General features: G+C 40.4%; 16 protein-coding genes, 2 tRNA genes and 1 rRNA gene. 3 read left to right on the top strand and 16 right to left on the bottom strand.

Annotated features, from left to right (window positions below; all coding sequences use genetic code 11):
* Positions 1-245: 245 nt before the first annotated feature.
* The 4 genes from CVV77_RS16665 to groES form a co-directional block, all read right to left on the bottom strand.
* Entirely contained in the window at positions 246-1,304 is a 1,059-nt protein-coding gene (locus CVV77_RS16665; protein WP_100275960.1) for a DNA sulfur modification protein DndB, read from the bottom strand.
* Between the two features lies 1 nt (position 1,305).
* Positions 1,306-2,376, bottom strand: a complete 1,071-nt coding sequence (locus CVV77_RS16660) for a DNA sulfur modification protein DndB (protein ID WP_157796815.1) — start codon at positions 2,374-2,376, stop codon at positions 1,306-1,308.
* Between the two features lie 803 nt (positions 2,377-3,179).
* Positions 3,180-4,814: a chaperonin GroEL gene (gene groL, locus CVV77_RS16655; RefSeq protein ID WP_004397771.1), complete on the bottom strand. Its 1,635-nt coding sequence runs from the start codon at positions 4,812-4,814 to the stop codon at positions 3,180-3,182.
* A 46-nt stretch (positions 4,815-4,860) separates the two neighbouring features.
* On the bottom strand, positions 4,861-5,145 hold the full coding sequence (gene groES, locus CVV77_RS16650; protein WP_003155970.1) for a co-chaperone GroES: 285 nt from the start codon (positions 5,143-5,145) through the stop codon (positions 4,861-4,863).
* A gap of 238 nt (positions 5,146-5,383) precedes the next feature.
* Here groES and CVV77_RS16645 point away from each other — a divergent pair, with 238 nt between their 5' ends.
* Positions 5,384-6,118, top strand: a complete 735-nt coding sequence (locus CVV77_RS16645) for a CPBP family intramembrane glutamic endopeptidase (RefSeq protein ID WP_019257642.1) — start codon at positions 5,384-5,386, stop codon at positions 6,116-6,118.
* Positions 6,115-6,306, top strand: coding sequence for a YdiK family protein (locus tag CVV77_RS16640; RefSeq protein WP_003225680.1), 192 nt, complete (start codon positions 6,115-6,117; stop codon positions 6,304-6,306). Before CVV77_RS16645 ends, CVV77_RS16640 begins: the two co-directional genes overlap by 4 nt.
* 36 nt (positions 6,307-6,342) lie before the next feature.
* On the opposite strand, the gene tatC is transcribed toward CVV77_RS16640, so the two are convergent.
* The 4 genes from tatC to moaC are packed head-to-tail and all read right to left on the bottom strand — an operon-like array spanning position 6,343 to position 8,465.
* Entirely contained in the window at positions 6,343-7,107 is a 765-nt protein-coding gene (gene tatC / locus CVV77_RS16635) for a twin-arginine translocase subunit TatC (protein ID WP_015252680.1), read from the bottom strand.
* Between the two features lie 6 nt (positions 7,108-7,113).
* On the bottom strand, positions 7,114-7,287 hold the full coding sequence (tatAY, locus tag CVV77_RS16630; RefSeq protein WP_003225684.1) for a sec-independent protein translocase protein TatAY: 174 nt from the start codon (positions 7,285-7,287) through the stop codon (positions 7,114-7,116).
* A gap of 21 nt (positions 7,288-7,308) precedes the next feature.
* On the bottom strand, positions 7,309-7,956 hold the full coding sequence (locus CVV77_RS16625; protein ID WP_003225686.1) for a redox-sensing transcriptional repressor Rex: 648 nt from the start codon (positions 7,954-7,956) through the stop codon (positions 7,309-7,311).
* Positions 7,953-8,465 (bottom strand): cyclic pyranopterin monophosphate synthase MoaC, encoded by a 513-nt coding sequence (moaC, locus tag CVV77_RS16620; RefSeq protein ID WP_042977932.1) that lies wholly within the window; start codon positions 8,463-8,465, stop codon positions 7,953-7,955. Before moaC ends, CVV77_RS16625 begins: the two co-directional genes overlap by 4 nt.
* Before the next feature lie 125 nt (positions 8,466-8,590).
* On the opposite strand from moaC, the gene CVV77_RS16615 reads away from it, so the two are divergent.
* Positions 8,591-10,519, top strand: coding sequence for an ABC-F family ATP-binding cassette domain-containing protein (locus CVV77_RS16615; RefSeq protein WP_084994829.1), 1,929 nt, complete (start codon positions 8,591-8,593; stop codon positions 10,517-10,519).
* 225 nt (positions 10,520-10,744) lie between these two features.
* On the opposite strand, the gene tsaD is transcribed toward CVV77_RS16615, so the two are convergent.
* The 8 genes from tsaD to rrf form a co-directional block, all read right to left on the bottom strand.
* Positions 10,745-11,785 (bottom strand): tRNA (adenosine(37)-N6)-threonylcarbamoyltransferase complex transferase subunit TsaD, encoded by a 1,041-nt coding sequence (tsaD, locus tag CVV77_RS16610; RefSeq protein ID WP_100275958.1) that lies wholly within the window; start codon positions 11,783-11,785, stop codon positions 10,745-10,747.
* On the bottom strand, positions 11,778-12,233 hold the full coding sequence (gene rimI, locus CVV77_RS16605; protein WP_060398049.1) for a ribosomal protein S18-alanine N-acetyltransferase: 456 nt from the start codon (positions 12,231-12,233) through the stop codon (positions 11,778-11,780). The genes tsaD and rimI overlap by 8 nt, the downstream gene beginning before the upstream one ends.
* Before the next feature lie 9 nt (positions 12,234-12,242).
* Entirely contained in the window at positions 12,243-12,932 is a 690-nt protein-coding gene (gene tsaB / locus CVV77_RS16600) for a tRNA (adenosine(37)-N6)-threonylcarbamoyltransferase complex dimerization subunit type 1 TsaB (protein WP_100275957.1), read from the bottom strand.
* The gene (gene tsaE, locus CVV77_RS16595) at positions 12,913-13,389 is read right to left on the bottom strand and encodes a tRNA (adenosine(37)-N6)-threonylcarbamoyltransferase complex ATPase subunit type 1 TsaE (protein WP_019257637.1); all 477 of its coding nucleotides are present in this window, start codon (positions 13,387-13,389) and stop codon (positions 12,913-12,915) included. Before tsaE ends, tsaB begins: the two co-directional genes overlap by 20 nt.
* Positions 13,390-13,403: 14 nt before the next feature.
* Positions 13,404-14,381, bottom strand: coding sequence for a thiamine-phosphate kinase (gene thiL, locus CVV77_RS16590; protein ID WP_100275956.1), 978 nt, complete (start codon positions 14,379-14,381; stop codon positions 13,404-13,406).
* Between the two features lie 179 nt (positions 14,382-14,560).
* A tRNA-Asp gene (locus tag CVV77_RS16585) sits at positions 14,561-14,637 on the bottom strand.
* A 62-nt stretch (positions 14,638-14,699) separates the two neighbouring features.
* Positions 14,700-14,776, bottom strand: a tRNA-Met gene (locus CVV77_RS16580).
* A gap of 22 nt (positions 14,777-14,798) precedes the next feature.
* A 5S ribosomal RNA gene (gene rrf, locus CVV77_RS16575) occupies positions 14,799-14,914 on the bottom strand.
* Between the last annotated feature and the right edge of the window lie 11 nt (positions 14,915-14,925).

Genomic DNA, 14,925 nt, shown 5'->3' with positions numbered 1-14,925 from the left:
TCTTTTTTGACAAACTGATTTTTAATACATTTCAGACTACCTCTATTACCTTCAAGTTATAAAAGATGTTAATTACGCATGCAAACTAATCCGGGTTATAAACGCTTTTTCTTTAGATGGGAGATATAAAACTATTTAATAACTTAATGGAGTAACATAAGGTTATATTACCTTTTTGTTACTCCACTTTATCCACAATTCCTTTTTCTTTAATGAAGATTTAACAAATACTCTTCCTATAAAAATTAAGAATTTATTTCATTTTTTATTACATCAAACAATTGATTTGATTGATATTCCTCAATCGTTGAATATTCATAAGGAGTATTTTTTCTTGTCACTATTAAAAATTTCTTCCACAATGAATTCGTGATATTCCAACTAATTTGGGATAGTGCTTCAATATCTTCTTCCCAATTAGTTATCCATTCAATTTTTGTTTCATTTATAATTATTGCATCATTTATATAATATCCAAGAGCATGTTGTGTTGCATAATGCCCAAGTATATTTTCTAAAACGTTTCCTGGATTAGGTGGTAAATTCCTAAAGAGTTCTGTAAACAACTTGTCTAAAAAAACAATTATATCATCATATTGTTGTGTTAAGTTAGCAGTGTCTTTCTGGTTTGGATTCTTTTTCCCAAAAAGTATTATGCTGATTAATTCCTTAAGTCGAGAGCTAGTTGAAAAATAATCATTTCCTGGTCTAGCTAACCTACTTTTATTAAATTCAATTTTAGCAGTTTGAAGTGCATCACAAACCTCATATAGCTCTGTAACTAGTACATTTAAAACATCTCTAGTATCAAATTTAGTTATTAGAGACATTGAAACTTTTTTAACATTAGAATTAATATCAGCAAACAAATTCTTTTCGTCTTCAATTTGTAGCCCAAAGTATATCTGAACTGTAAGAAATGAATTTAATATTTTCTCCCTTTTATTTTTATCATCTGTGTTTTCTAAAAGCCGCTCCATTGCTTTTATACGATGTTGGCCGTCAATTACAATAAGTTTTTTTTCAAGTGGCAATTCTAACTCGAAATCCTTACTATAATAATTAATTGGGTTACCTCTGAACGAAAAAACCATAGCCGGAAAGAAAATACCCATTTCATTATCTTGGTTCTCAAGGTATTTAACAATTTTCGGAATTCTTCCATATGATATATCCCTATTTATATTTTTATCAATTTTATAAAGCTCTAAAATATCTCTTATTTTCATTTGAGATGAGAGCATCCCTTTTTCTTTATTTCCATTTATAATATCTATAGTTCCAAATATAGTAACTGTTGACATATTATTTCCCCCTCGAATTACAGTAAAGGGTTAACAAAAACTTAGACATTTCAACTGTTGATTTCCCTCTTGCACCAAATTTGTATTTTTTTGTTTGGGAATTGTAATTTGTAGCTAACCGATCAAAATCTTTATTTTTGTGTGACCAGTTAATTTTCCCTACAACATTTTCAAACAAATCTTCCATGGTTATATCCGGATATTCCTTAAGTGCTAAATTGACAAACTTAGCAATTCCTAGAATTACATTAGGGTAAAAAATCACATATTTATCCCTATCTAAGGCATCAATTGGGGCATACTTTCTTAGTAGTGTAAGAAATTTTTCTGTTTTGAATTTATATTGTGAAAAATTATTTTCATTTATTGTTTTACGTGAATCTCTACTAAATCCCCCATCATTCAAAGCTATTGCTACTAGGTATAGCGTAGCTGCTGTTAGTAGTTTTGATCGTGTTGCCTTTAATCTAATCTCAAAAAGATCCTCAGGTATAGTTGGATGATTATAGACAATTTCTTTAACTAGCTGTCCATAAAGATCATTTTCTTTATACATAATTAACAGGGTGTTATTTACTGGAGATGATTTTGAGTTTATATCTGTGAATAATTGACGTTCTTTATCGATAGATAAATCAACAAAAACTTGGATAGTTAGAGGAAAATCTTTTACTTTATCCAAGCTAGTCAAATCATTTTGTGATTGAAGCTGTCTTTTCAAAATTTCAAACGCCTTTATACGGTGCTGACCATCTAAAATCACCAATTTTTCGTCAGATTGCAACCTATATTGTAGTTGGTCCTCATCATAAATTCCTTGCCCTCTAGCTGAAAATATAAGAGGGGGAAAATAAATATCATTTCCTTCTAATCCATATTGAATATATTTTTTTATACTTGAAATTTTATTTTCATCTGCTTCTCTTTGAACATCTTGATCTATCTCTAAAAACTTCAAAACCTCATTTACAGTACATTGAATAGATATTACTTGGTGGTTAAATTGTTTTCCTATAACACCTTTTAAAGTTATAAAATTACTACTCCTTCTTGAAATTCCCGTTAAATCCACCCTGAAAATCCCCTTTCTTTCTAGGTTCTGTAATAATTATACACAATGATTGTCCAAAAATGTTTGATTTTACATAAAAAAGTAAACCTTCGCTTTATTTTGTTATTCAAGCTTTTTAATTAATCTTTCTCATAGTTTTGTTTGTATAATTAACATTGTTATAGTTTATATAACTTCTTCTTCAAATGTATTACTATATTTAAAATCCTTGTCTAACAGCTGCTTATGTTCCTTAAATTATAAAATCAAAAAAGAACCTGCTTATTCATTTCCAAAATTCGACCTGGCCAAGTACAAAAAAGTCCCTTCCAACACAATTTTCTTTAATTCGAGTGATTCGATAAACAATCTTTTTTAATATATCTTTCATTTTAACCGTACAATGCGCAACTGCTTCGAATCAATATCCAAATGTTCATTACCGAAAGTTTAAAACGTCCTAAAAACCAAACGCAATAGATTCAAATATATTGAGTTTTAAATCATTAAAAAAGAGAAGTGGTAGAGGTTTCGGGAGAATTGTTACAGTTTTTATGATTCCACTTTTGTAATATGGAAAAATAATATCTTGACTGATGAAGGTTCTTAATGAATTTATTTTATAATATAGAAGGAAATGAACATCATATTGTTTATTTACTTGTAACAAAAGAGAAAAAAAGAGGCTTCCCAAAAGTTCAAAGAACTCATGGAAAACCTCTACCCTTATTCAAGAAAATGTTACCCTTTTGTTACTATTCGGTTATTTTTAGAGTAGATAAGAGTCTAGAAACCCCATTTTTACTGGGTTTTAGGGGCTATGATTACATCATACCGCCCATACCGCCCATGCCGCCCATATCAGGCATTCCTGCGCCGCCAGCGTTTTCTTCTGGCTTGTCAGCGACAACGGCTTCTGTTGTTAAGAACATTGCAGCTACAGACGCAGCGTTTTGAAGAGCTGAGCGTGTAACTTTCGTTGGGTCAACGATACCTTTTTCGATCATGTTTACCCATTCGCCAGTTGCAGCGTTGAAGCCTACGCCGATTTCTTCGTTTTTGAGGCGTTCAACGATGACAGATCCTTCAAGACCAGCGTTGTGTGCGATTTGACGGATTGGCTCTTCAAGCGCGCGAAGCACGATGTTGATACCTGTTTGAGCATCGCCTTCAGCTTCAACTGCAGCGACTTTGTTATATACGTTTACAAGCGCTGTACCACCGCCGGATACGATGCCTTCTTCAACAGCTGCGCGAGTTGAGTTCAGGGCGTCTTCGATGCGAAGTTTACGCTCTTTCAGCTCAGTTTCAGTCGCAGCGCCGACTTTGATGACAGCTACGCCGCCAGCAAGTTTCGCAAGACGCTCTTGTAATTTTTCTCTGTCGAATTCAGAAGTTGTTTCTTCTACTTGAGCGCGGATTTGAGTCACGCGGGCAGAAATTTTGTCTGTTTCGCCAGCGCCTTCAACGATTGTTGTGTTTTCTTTTGTAACGACAACTTTAGAAGCGCGTCCAAGCTGAGCGATTTGAGTAGATTTCAGGTCAAGGCCAAGATCTTCTGTGATGACTTCTCCGCCAGTAAGGACAGCGATGTCTTCAAGCATTGCTTTACGGCGGTCACCGAAGCCAGGAGCTTTAACAGCTACTGCGTTGAATGTGCCGCGAAGTTTGTTCACAACAAGGGTTGCAAGTGCTTCGCCTTCAACATCCTCAGCGATCAGAAGCAATGGTTTGCCTTGCTGAACAACCTGCTCAAGCACAGGAAGGATTTCTTGAATGTTTGTGATTTTTTTGTCTGTGATTAAGATGTAAGGATTGTCAAGAACCGCTTCCATCTTATCAGAGTCAGTTACCATGTAAGGAGACGCATAGCCGCGGTCGAATTGCATACCTTCCACAACTTCAAGCTCAGTTGTGAAGCCTTTAGACTCTTCGATTGTGATAACGCCATCGTTTCCTACGCGCTCCATTGCTTCAGCGATAAGGCTTCCGACTTCCTCATCAGCAGCAGAGATCGCAGCAACCTGAGCGATAGACTCTTTGCCTTCGATCGGCTTAGAAATTTCTTTTAAGTTTTCGATCGCAACCGCTACAGCTTTTTCCATACCTTTACGCACGCCTACAGGGTTAGCGCCTGCTGTTACGTTTTTAAGGCCTTCACGGATCATTGCTTGCGCAAGAACTGTCGCAGTTGTTGTACCGTCACCGGCAACGTCGTTTGTTTTGCTGGCTACTTCAGCAACAAGCTTCGCACCCATGTTTTCAAACGCGTCTTCGAGTTCGATTTCTTTAGCGATTGTTACACCGTCATTTGTGATTAACGGAGAACCGAATTTTTTCTCTAGAACCACGTTGCGTCCTTTTGGTCCTAAAGTTACTTTTACAGCATCAGCAAGTGCATCGACACCGCGAAGCATTGCGCGGCGAGCTTCTTCACTAAACTTAATTTCTTTTGCCATGTTTACAAGACCTCCTCAAATGTTTTAAGTATTGTTTATTTAAGAATTAGCCGATAACAGCTAAAATGTCGCTTTCACGTAAGATTAAGTATTCAGTACCTTCGTATTTCACTTCAGTACCTGCGTATTTTGAGAAGATAATGCGGTCGCCCTCTTTTACTTCTAAAGCAACGCGCTCTCCGCTTTCTAACACGCGACCTGAACCAGCTGCCACGATTTTGCCTTCTTGCGGTTTTTCTTTTGCAGAATCCGGCAACACAATTCCGCTGGCAGTTTTTTCTTCAGATTCTACGAGTTCAATGACAACGCGATCACCTAATGGCTTTAACAATGTAATAACCTCCTCAATAGTATGAATATGTAATTTTAGCACTCGACACTAAAGAGTGCTAACACAATTCTTATAATAAAGAATCTCCCTTCCAATTTCAAGTGATAAGATAAAAATTTTTTCACGCTTACATGATTCTTTTCAGCTCCCTTTTCCCTTAGCTTTTTCACCGCCGTTCCGATTATGTTACAATAGCTGTAGATGAACGAAACCCATTTAACAAAGGAGTACATACCATTTGAGAAAACAGTATTGGTTTATTATTTTGACATATATCATCATGCAGTTTTCCGCATTAATCGGGATTCCCTTGTTATTTAAATTCGGTTATGCCGGAGGACAGCCTACAAATGAGAATATGCTGCACGCACAAGGATTATGGTCCGTTATCAGCTTTATCGCCTGTCTCGTTGTCGTTCTGCTTATTCTGAGAACTGTTCCGAAAACAACGCTGCGAAACGGCCGGAAAGACTCCGTCGGACTTTCTATCCTTTGGGCGATAGCCGGTTTTTTCATTGCCCTCTTCTCTCAAGGAATAGCAGGCTCTATTGAATATTATGTATTTGGCATCGGAAGAGAATCAGAAAATACACAAGCTATTCTGGATGTCATTCAGGCAGTCCCGCTCATGATTATGGTTTCTTCTGTCGTCGGGCCTATATTAGAAGAAATCATCTTCAGAAAAATCATTTTCGGCACACTGTACGAAAAAACGAATTTCTTCTTTGCCGGACTGATCAGCTCGGTTATTTTCGGTATTGTTCACGCTGATTTAAAGCATCTTCTTCTTTATACAGCAATGGGCTTTACCTTTGCCTTCTTGTATGCGAGAACAAAACGGATATGGGTGCCGATATTCGCCCATGTCATGATGAATACATTTGTCGTCATCATGCAGCTTGAGCCTGTTCAGAAGTACCTTGAACAGCAGAGCACACAAATGCAATTGATTATTGGAGGATTATTTTTATGAGAAACCCGGTAGTTTGGGGAATGATCTATTTTGCCGTAGGGTGCATCTTTACTTATCTTGCCGCAAGCTCGCCAGGCAGCATGTGGTCATTTTACTCCATCCTGCTGATGGTGTTCGCCGCTTACAACATCAGCATTTCTTTTAAGATGTTCGCCTTTTCTTTTAAAATCAAAAAGAACCAGAAATAAAGAAAATCCATTTCTCAATGAGAAATGGATTTTTTATTATTGCCCGGAAGACACGTCCTGATCGGCAGCACTGCTTTTCTGCGCTTTCCGATAAGCGGCCTTCGATATAAGAATACTGATTTCATATAAAATCAAAAGCGGGACAGTGACCATCATATGAGACAAAAGCTCAGGCGGAGTAATCAGGGCAGCTATCACCAGCAGCGTAAAATACGCATACTTTCTGATTTTCGCTAAGAACATCGGTGTCACAATTCCAAGCCTGGTCAAAAACATGAGGATGACTGGCATTTGGAACAACAGTCCAAACGGAATCGTCAGCTGCAGAAGAAAATGAAAATATTCATTAATTCCGATCACCTGATTGACATTCAAGTCCTGAGAGATTCGCTTCATAAAATCAACAACAAAAGGAAATAAAATATAATATGAAAAAGATAAGCCCGCTAAAAACAGCAAAATAGAGATCGGAATGTAGCTGAGCGTTACTTTGCGCTCTTTCTCATAGAGGCCTGGGCTCACAAAAGCCCAAAGCTGATAAAGAATAACCGGCGAGGTCAGGACAATGCCGATGATAAACGCAAACTGCATAAACACATAAAGCGGGTCTGTCAGATTAAACGCGTTAAGCGTAAGCTGCTTCGCTTCATCTGTTTCTTGCAGATATACAATAATCGGCTTCGCTAAAAAAAATCCCGCGATAAAGAAAACGACAAACGCCAGCGCTACAATCAGCAACCGTTTTCGAAGCTCAGCAATATGCTCCAGCAGCGACATTTGATTCACTTTCATTCGTGTCATCCTAACTTACTGATCTTCTTTCTTTTTTTCCTCGTCATCACTCGTTAATCCTTTAGTAGCGTTTTTGAATTCACGAAGTGTGTCTCCCGCAGCTTTCCCCAACTCAGGCAGCTTTTTGGGACCGAAGATAATCAGAGCAACGATTGCGATAACAGCAAGGCTTCCAGGACCGATCGGCATATTTGGGCTCCTCCTTTCCCTCTATTCGATTTCCTCTAAAACTGAATAATGCTTCAAGAAATAAACCAGTGACTGAAGCTCTACAGCTAAATCTATATGATGAATTCGAATGTGTTCCGGCACATTCAAACGGGCCGGCGTAAAATTAAGAATTCCCTTTATTCCTAACGCGACCAATCTGTCTGTAATGGATTGAGCGGCAACTGCTGGCACTGTAAGAATGGCAACTGATTCATTTTTTACGTGTTGTTCAAGGTCATCAAGGTTATAGACAGGCACGCCGCCTACCTCAGTTCCTATTTTACTCTCATTTATATCAAAAGCCATAGAAATTTTTGTGTTATTATTTTTTGTGAAATTATAGTGAAGAAATGCTGTTCCCAAGTTCCCGACACCAATCAAGATAACGTCTGTCATCTCATCCTGATCAAGCGTTTTTCGGAAAAATGACAGCAAATAATCCACATTATATCCATATCCTTTTTTGCCAAGAGCTCCAAAATAGGAAAAATCCCTGCGAATCGTGGCAGAATCAACCTTTACGGCATCACTGAGTTCAGCGGATGATACACGCTGTTTTCCTGATGCATGCAGATTCTTTAAAAAGCGATAGTAAAGCGGCAGCCGTTTTGCCGTCGCCTGCGGAATTTTTGATTGATCCTTATTCATTTTTGGTCCTCCAAATTATACTCGGATAGTTCTCTTTTAAAGTCACCGTTTTTCCCGCCCGTCTTCTCCATCAAGAAAGTAGGGCCGATGACCATTCCCTTATCAAGGGCCTTGCACATATCGTAAACGGTAAGAGCGCACACCGATGCAGAAGTGAGCGCTTCCATTTCCACACCTGTACTCCCTTTCGTTTTGACCTGTGCTTTTATATGAAGTATAACTTCTGCTTCTTTTATTTTCCAGTCAAACGATATATCTACCCCGCTCAGTGAAAGCGGATGGCACATCGGAATGATATTGGACGTTTGCTTTGCGGCCATAATGCCTGCCACCTGCGCAACAGCCAGTACATCTCCTTTGCCGATATCATGACTTTGTATTTTCTCGTACACTTCATTCTTCATATGTACGCTTGAAACAGCTGCCGCAGTACGGACAGTCGAAGATTTTTCGCTGATGTCCACCATCTGGGCTCTGCCCTGTTCATTAAAATGAGAAAATCCATTCATATTAAAACTCTCCTTAAACAGATCATACACTATTTTCTTCTCTATGTCTTATTCGGCCAATGTATTGTTTGCTGACTTCTGATTCATAAGCTACACTTAACTTATTATAGCAGAGGTGAAATAATATGATGATCTTACAAGTTAATCAGCTGTCCAAATCGTTTGGCGCTGATACTATTTTAAACAATATAAAGCTGGAAGTCAGAAATCGTGATCGCATTGCCATTGTAGGAAGAAATGGCGCGGGAAAATCCACGCTGCTTAAAATTATCGCAGGCCAGCTTTCGTATGAAAAGGGCGAAATCATTAAACCAAAAGATATTACAATGGGATATCTTGCCCAGCATACGGGCTTGGATTCTAAGCTTACCATAAAAGAAGAGCTGCTGACTGTTTTTGACCACTTAAAAGCAATGGAAAAGGAAATGCGGGCTATCGAAGAAAAAATGGCTGCAGCTGATCCCGGTGAATTGGAAAGCATCATGAAAACCTATGACCGGCTTCAGCAGGAATTCAGAGATAAAGGCGGCTATCAATATGAAGCAGATGTCAGATCTGTGCTGCATGGACTCGGCTTCAGCCATTTTGACGATTCAACACAGGTGCAAAGCCTCAGCGGAGGTCAGAAAACAAGGCTGGCCCTTGGTAAGCTTCTGTTAACACAGCCTGATTTGCTCATTCTCGATGAGCCGACAAACCATCTCGATATTGATACGCTAACCTGGCTTGAACATTATTTGCAGGGCTATTCAGGCGCCATTCTGATCGTTTCGCATGACCGCTACTTTTTGGACAAAGTGGTAAACCAAGTATACGAGGTATCAAGAGCTGAAAGCAAAAAGTATCACGGCAACTACAGCGCTTATCTCGACCAAAAAGCCGCGCAGTATGAGAAAGATATTAAAATGTATGAAAAGCAGCAGGATGAAATCGCAAAGCTTCAGGACTTCGTAGACCGAAATCTGGCGAGAGCTTCTACCACAAAAAGAGCACAAAGCCGCCGAAAGCAGCTGGAGCGAATGGAAGTCATGTCAAAACCGCTCGGCGATGAAAAATCCGCAAACTTTCATTTTGATATTACAAAACAGAGCGGAAACGAAGTCCTGCGTGTTCAGGATCTCACAATCAGCTATGAAAACCAGCCGCCGCTTTTAACAGAAGTGTCGTTCATGCTCACAAGAGGAGAAAGCGCCGCGCTTGTCGGCCCTAACGGAATCGGTAAATCGACATTGCTGAAAACATTAATGGACACCCTAAAGCCAGATCATGGAACAATCTCATACGGCTCGAACGTCAGTGTCGGCTACTATGATCAGGAGCAGGCTGAACTGACTTCCTCTAAACGCGTCCTTGATGAGCTGTGGGATGAGTACCCTGGTCTTCCAGAGAAAGAAATCCGAACTTGTCTCGGCAATTTCTTATTCTCCGGAGATGATGTGCTGAAACCCGTCCATTCACTGAGCGGAGGCGAAAAAGCAAGATTGGCTCTTGCTAAGCTGATGCTGCAAAAAGCCAATTTTCTCATCCTTGATGAACCGACGAACCACCTGGACTTAGACAGCAAAGAAGTTCTCGAAAACGCGCTGATTGATTATCCAGGCACACTGTTATTTGTCTCACATGACAGATATTTTATTAACAGAATCGCCACAAGAGTATTGGAACTCTCTCCAAACCATATAGAGGAGTATCTGGGAGATTACGATTATTATACCGAGAAAAAAACAGAGCAGCTTGAACTGGAGAAAATGAATCAGCAAGAGGAAACCGAAAAAACTCCTGCTGCGGTAAAGTCCGACTCAAAACGTTCATATGAAGAAGAAAAAGAATGGAAAAAGAAAGAGCGCCAACGGCTCCGTCGGATTGAAGAAATTGAAACCGCTGTTCAAGCCATTGAAGAAAACATAAGTCACAATGATGAATTGCTTTGTGATCCTGAAGTCTATCAAGACCATGAAAAGGTACAAGCGATCCATGCAGACAACGAGAAGCTCAATCAGGAGCTGGAAACTCTTTTGTCCGAGTGGGAAGAACTATCCACAGAAGAATCTTAAAAAAGTCAAGCACCTCTTTTTAGAGGTGCTTTTTATCCACAGAAAATAACCTTACAAGTAAACGAAGTAAGCGCTTTACACACATTATCCACAAAATATTCTGAATTTATCCACTTTATTAACAGTGTCTTCAGCCCTTTATCCATCGATATCTTCATAATTACTAACAGATATGTGGATAAATTGAGAATTATCTGTTAATAACAGATAAAAAGCCTCACTCCATTATGTCGTGAGACTTTGATAAGAAGTCAATTCAAGGCCAGGCTGGCCATTCATATCATATGCACCGCGAATGCCCTTCTCAAAAGCAATTGTACCAGCAGCAGCAATCATTGCAGCATTATCCGTACATAACGCTAACGGAGGAATGACGAGCTTAATCCCTTCATGCTGGGCAAATTCCTTTTCTAATGCGGCTCTGAGGCCTCTGTTTGCAGCTACCCCTCCGGCTAAAAGGACCTGTTTGACACCATATTCCTTTGCCGCACGGGCCGTTTTTGTCACCAAGACATCTATCACGCTATTTTGGAAACTGGCAGACAAATCTTCCGGAGCAATCTCTTGTCCTTTTTGAGACGCATTATGAAGCGTATTGATCACCGCAGACTTCAACCCGCTGAAGCTGAAATTGTAAGAGCCTTCTTCGAGCCATGCGCGAGGAAGCGGAATATTGTCATTCCCTTTTTCAGCAAGCTTGTCAATTTGCGGTCCTCCCGGATACGGCAGTCCCATCGTTCGCGCCACTTTGTCGTAAGCTTCTCCTGCTGCATCATCGAGAGTTTCCCCAATAACTTCAAATGATCCGTGTTCCTTCATATAAACCAATTCCGTATGGCCCCCTGAAACGACCAATGCCAGTGCCGGGAACACAATCTCTTCTACAAGACGGTTCGCGTATATATGACCGGCTATATGATGGACGCCAACTAACGGAATGTTATGCGCAAAGCTCAATGCTTTAGCAGCGTTCACTCCGATAAGAAGCGCTCCCACCAGTCCCGGACCTTCAGTTACTGCAATCGCATCAATATCACTATACGTCATGCCGGCTTTACGAAAAGCTTCTTCTATGACCAAAGTGATTTGCTCAACATGATGTCTTGAAGCAATTTCCGGAACAACGCCTCCGAAGCGCTTATGGCTTTCAATTTGTGAGGCCACTACGTTCGATATGATTTCTTTTCCGTTTTTTACGATAGCTGCCGCTGTCTCATCACAGCTTGTTTCAATTCCCAATACGTAAATCTCTTTTTGCTCACTCATTTATCGTCACCCACATAATTAACGCATCTTCCCCGTTATCAGTATAATAGTTCTTTCTTATTCCGCCGGGCTGCATCCCGAACTTCTTATATAAGCCTTGAGCAGGATGATTAGAAACCCTCACTTCAAGCGAAAGCCGTCTTGCGTCTTTTTCTTTGCACAGTTCAATCGCTGAGCGAAAAAGCGTTTCTCCTAAAGACTGGCCGCGATACTCCGGTTTTATCGCTATATTTGTAATTTGGGCGTCGTCCATCACGATCCAAATCCCGCAATACCCAGCAACATGGCCGTCCTTTTCAACCACAAGATAATGAGCATACGGATTTTCCATCAGCTCATGATAAAACGAATCCTTCGTCCAAGGAGACGTAAAAGAGGATGTTTCGATTTCGTATACATGATCAATATCATCAAGCTGCATGTTTCTGACCGCTGCTTTTGTTTTCATCCTATCACCCTACTTTTGACTTTCAATCCATTTCGCTTCAGCTTCTGCCAGCCGCAAGTAATCAGGGACAAGCCCGTGAACATCAGCTGCTTCTTTTTCCGTCCCTAAAAAAGCCAATTCTGATGGACGCGGGTTATGCTGAGCAGCAGCTCCAATGATCCCTTTTGTCCCAAGCACATCCTCTATCAACTGCTTGTGAATAGAAGTATCATGACCTAAAAACAAAACAGGGCGATCCTTTTCTTTTAGCATCTCCAGCCACTCGGCTAACATCACATTTTGATCAGCAACAACTTGCTCCAAAAGCCCGTTTTTGTATTCATACAGACCTGTATACACCTGTCCCCGTCTTGCATCAAAGATAGGACTGATCAGACCGTCAAAATGCCGTCCATTTGCCGCAAGCGCCTCAAGGCTTGATACAGCAGCAATCGGAATATGTAAAGACCAGGCAAGTGTTTTGGCAAGCGTCACACCTATTCTTACTCCTGTGTATGAACCAGGGCCTTTGGCAACGACAATTTTAGAAAGATCCTGCGGTGTCATATCACAATCATTCAGCAATGAATGAACAGCAGGCATCGCTCTTACAGAGTGGTTCTTTTTCAAATATGTAATGTGTTCTGCTATGACGGTGTCTTCTCGAAGCAGCGCAATGCCCAACGTATAATTTGATGTGTCAATCGCTAATATTGTCATGTCTACTTATCTCCTCACAAAGCATTTCATACCGATTCCCGACAGCAGTAAAGGTCATTTCCCGCTCATCATCACCAGCTCTTTTAATGACAATTTGCAGTCGCTCCTGGGGCAGCTGTTCTTCAATTAAATGGGCCCATTCAACAAGACAGACACCTTGTCCGTGAAAATATTCATCAAGCCCCAAATCTTCACTTTCGTCTTCCATTCTATACACATCCATATGATATAGAGGAAGTGTACCATCGTTATATTCTTTTATAATTGTAAAAGTCGGACTGTTTACAACACGTGTAATTCCAAGTCCTTCCGCAAAACCTTTCGTAAAAGTCGTTTTTCCGGCTCCTAAATCGCCCTCTAATGTCAGGACGTCTCCCGGTTTAGCAAACGATGCTGTCAGCTTAGCAATCGCCTTTGTTTCTTCAGGATTTACAGTTCTCCACTTTAATTGCTTCACACGAGTCACCCGTCTTATTTAAAATGATTATATCCTTTTTTCTCTAAGGTTATTGTTGTTTTATCTGTTTTTAGGATCACATTGGATTCTGTTTTTTCTCTGACATGGCCAATCTTTGCAATGGGCAGTTGACATGTTTCGCACTCCTGCTTCAACACTTCCCATTCCTCCTTTGAAACCGTCCCTGTGAGCTCAAAATCCTCACCGCCAAACAAAGCCCATTCTTTCCAGTTAGGATGAAGCTTAGGCAAATCTGAATGGACTGGAAGCATGCTTTCATCAATTTCAATTGAAACACAGCTGGCTTCTGCAAGTTCATTCAGTTCACTAGCTAATCCGTCACTGATATCATTCAAAGCTGCCCGCTTAAAACTCGAGCATAATCTGCCGACGCTTACTCTTGGCTGAGGCCGTTTATGCCTGTTGATAAAGTAAGCCGTGTCTATAGTTGAGTTTTGAGGATTAGTCTCATCTAATAATAAAGAAAGTCCTGCTGCAGATGAACCGATTTCACCGGTTACAAACACAATATCATTCGGTCTTGCCAAGCTGCGCAAACAGGCCCGTCCCTTTTCAACTTCACCGATTACAGTGACTGTGACGACTAATTTGTCAGAGGTAGAGACTGTATCACCGCCAATCAGATCCATATGATATAGTTTCGCCAGTTCATTCATTCCTTCATACATCGCCTTGATTTCAGATTTCGTCCATTTTGAAGGTACCGCAAGTGATACCAAATAAAATTTCGGAATGCCTCCCATCGCGGCAATATCACTTATATTAACGGCTAACGCCTTATACCCAATATCTTCAGGTGAGGAATAGTGTAATTTAAAATGCACATCTTCTACCATAGTATCGACACAAACAATTTCCTGAACACCGTGTTTCGCAGTGTAGAGCGCTGCATCATCACCAATTCCTACATCAACGGAAGAATGGTGAATGGTCCGCGGAGTAATGCTATGTATCAAATCAAATTCATCCATGAACCAAAACCTCCTCTCAACCTGCTTATGCCTATATGTGCTCTTCCTAGTGTATCGAATTTTGCTGGAATATCCAAGATGTTGCCCATATAAAGAAAGCTTGGCTATGACACCAAGCAGAAGATACAGTAAAAGAAAACAAAAAAAAAACGAAAACATGATCGTTTCGTTTACAATAATGGCGGTCCGGACGGGACTCGAACCCGCGACCTCCTGCGTGACAGGCAGGCATTCTAACCAACTGAACTACCGGACCATATTTGTATAAAATGACTTTGGCTGCACCCTTCGGGCACTCCTTATTTCATTTATATATTTTGGTTGCGGGGGCAGGATTTGAACCTGCGACCTTCGGGTTATGAGCCCGACGAGCTACCGAACTGCTCCACCCCGCGATGATAATAATTTATGATAAAAGCTTGGCGGCGTCCTACTCTCACAGGGGGAACCCCCCGACTACCATCGGCGCTGAAGAGCTTAACTTCCGTGTTCGGTATGGGAACGGGTGTGACCTCTTCGCTATCGCCACCAAACAAATTGAGAG

The organism is Bacillus sp. SN1 (assembly GCF_002796895.1).
GTDB lineage: Bacteria > Bacillota > Bacilli > Bacillales > Bacillaceae > Bacillus > Bacillus inaquosorum.
This window is presented reverse-complemented; position numbering and strand designations above follow the sequence as displayed.

Excerpts from the sequence above, each read along its gene's own strand:
- CVV77_RS16665 (WP_100275960.1), bottom strand. The coding sequence starts at position 1,304 with ATGTCAACAGTTACTATATTTGGAACTATAGATATTATAAATGGAAAT.
- tsaD (WP_100275958.1), bottom strand. The coding sequence starts at position 11,785 with ATGAGTGAGCAAAAAGAGATTTACGTATTGGGAATTGAAACAAGCTGT.
- CVV77_RS16625 (WP_003225686.1), bottom strand. The coding sequence starts at position 7,956 with ATGAATAAGGATCAATCAAAAATTCCGCAGGCGACGGCAAAACGGCTG.
- tatAY (WP_003225684.1), bottom strand. The coding sequence starts at position 7,287 with ATGCCGATCGGTCCTGGAAGCCTTGCTGTTATCGCAATCGTTGCTCTG.
- CVV77_RS16615 (WP_084994829.1), top strand. The coding sequence starts at position 8,591 with ATGATGATCTTACAAGTTAATCAGCTGTCCAAATCGTTTGGCGCTGAT.
- tatC (WP_015252680.1), bottom strand. The coding sequence starts at position 7,107 with ATGACACGAATGAAAGTGAATCAAATGTCGCTGCTGGAGCATATTGCT.
- groL (WP_004397771.1), bottom strand. The coding sequence starts at position 4,814 with ATGGCAAAAGAAATTAAGTTTAGTGAAGAAGCTCGCCGCGCAATGCTT.
- rimI (WP_060398049.1), bottom strand. The coding sequence starts at position 12,233 with ATGAAAACAAAAGCAGCGGTCAGAAACATGCAGCTTGATGATATTGAT.
- CVV77_RS16640 (WP_003225680.1), top strand. The coding sequence starts at position 6,115 with ATGAGAAACCCGGTAGTTTGGGGAATGATCTATTTTGCCGTAGGGTGC.
- tsaB (WP_100275957.1), bottom strand. The coding sequence starts at position 12,932 with ATGACAATATTAGCGATTGACACATCAAATTATACGTTGGGCATTGCG.
- thiL (WP_100275956.1), bottom strand. The coding sequence starts at position 14,381 with ATGGATGAATTTGATTTGATACATAGCATTACTCCGCGGACCATTCAC.
- moaC (WP_042977932.1), bottom strand. The coding sequence starts at position 8,465 with ATGAATGGATTTTCTCATTTTAATGAACAGGGCAGAGCCCAGATGGTG.